1 protein-coding gene and 1 pseudogene are annotated in these 1,736 nt (G+C 67.0%); both read left to right on the forward strand.

Annotation, left to right across the window (positions count from 1 at the left end; all coding sequences use genetic code 11):
• Positions 1 to 109 precede the first annotated feature (109 nt).
• Positions 110 to 487: pseudogene (locus MOV75_RS36870) on the forward strand (biotin--[acetyl-CoA-carboxylase] ligase); the annotation flags it as partial.
• The coding region (locus MOV75_RS36875; RefSeq protein WP_247007847.1) for a ribonuclease J at positions 487 to 1,736 on the forward strand (1,250 nt) is incomplete at its 3' end. The pseudogene MOV75_RS36870 and the gene MOV75_RS36875, both read left to right, overlap by 1 nt.

Genomic DNA, 1,736 nt, shown 5'->3' on the forward strand with positions numbered 1-1,736 from the left:
AATGTTCGAAGCAAAGCCGACGAAGATCTTCTCGCGGCTTTGAGTAGCGGATCATTCCGCGAGGGGTTGGGCCTCTTGACCACCGTCCAACCTGCGTTGAAGCCATTCGTCTGTGGTGGCAGGCATCGGCACCAACGTCGTCGCTGCACCCGAGGGCACGCCGACGCCCGCAGTGTCGCTGGCCGCGCTTGGCGTCCAGATCAGCGCGGAAGAGCTGTTCTCGGCGCTCTCCGACGCCTGGGTCGAGTTCCGAGGCATCTGGGACAATGGCCGCGGCTTTGCCGAGATCCGCAAGCTGTGGCTGGAGCGCGCCGCCGGTCTCGGCGAGAAGGTCGCGATCCACACGGGAACGACGACGCTGGAAGGCATTTTTGACACCATCGACGACACCGGCTGCCTGATCGTCCGCACCGCGGAGGGCCGCCTTGTGCCGGTGGCCGCGGGCGAGGTGTTCTTCGGCCGGGTCGCCTCCGTGGGAGCTGCGTGATGGCGAAGCCCGAGGAACTGGTATTTGCGCCGCTCGGCGGCGTGGGCGAGATCGGCATGAACCTGTCGATCTACGGCCTCGGTAACCGCCAGCAGCGCGCCTGGCTCGCGGTCGATCTCGGCGTTTCCTTCGGCGACGAGGAGCATCTGCCGGGTATCGACCTGATCATGCCCGACATCAGCTTCCTGGAGAAGGAACGCAAGAACCTGATGGGCCTGGTGCTGACCCACGCCCATGAGGACCATTTCGGCGCCATCATCGATCTCTGGCCGAAGCTGAAATGCCCGATCTATGCGACGCAGTTCAGCGCCGCGTTGTTCGAGGCCAAATGCGCCGCCGAGCGCAACGCGCCGAAGATCCCGGTGACGGTGGTACCGTCGGGCGGGCGCGTCGATGTCGGCCCGTTCAACGTCGAATTCATCCCGGTCGCGCATTCGATTCCCGAGGCGCACGCGCTGGCGATCCACACGTCGGCCGGCACGGTGCTGCACACCGGCGACTGGAAGATCGACCCAACCCCGACCCTGGGACGTCCCACCGACGAGAAGCGGCTGCGCGAGCTGGGCGATGAGGGCCTGCTCGCCCTGATCGGCGATTCCACCAACGCGGTGCGCGACGGCCGCTCGCCCTCGGAAGCCGAGGTCGCCCGGACCATCATCGACCTCGTGAAATCAGCCAAGGGCCGCGTCGCGGTGACGACCTTCGCCTCCAACGTCGCCCGCATCAAGGCGGTGGCCGCCGCTGCGAAAGCTTCCGACCGTGAAGTCGTCGTGGTCGGCCGCGCCATGGAGCGCGTGGTTCAGGTCGCGCGCGAGACCGGCTATCTCGACGGCGTGCAGAATTTCCGTTCGCCCGACATCTACGGCCACCTGCCACAGGACAAGGTGCTGGCGCTCTGCACCGGCAGCCAGGGCGAGCCGCGCGCCGCGCTGGCGCGCATCGCCAATGACGACCATCCCGAGATCACGCTCAACCGCGGCGACAGCGTCATCTTCTCCTCGCGCACCATCCCGGGCAACGAGAAGGCGGTCGGCTCGATCGTCAACAATCTGGTCCTGCAGGGCGTCGAGATCATCACCGACCGCGACGCTCTGGTCCACGTCTCCGGTCATCCCCGTCGCGACGAATTGCGCGACCTGATCGCCTGGACCAGGCCGCAGCTCCTGATCCCCGTCCATGGCGAGGCCCTGCATCTGCACGAGCACGCCAAGCTGGCGCGCGCTGCCGGCGTGCCGCGCGTGCTGGTCTG

The sequence above is a fragment of the Bradyrhizobium sp. PRIMUS42 genome, from assembly GCF_023006515.1.
Taxonomy (GTDB): domain Bacteria; phylum Pseudomonadota; class Alphaproteobacteria; order Rhizobiales; family Xanthobacteraceae; genus Bradyrhizobium.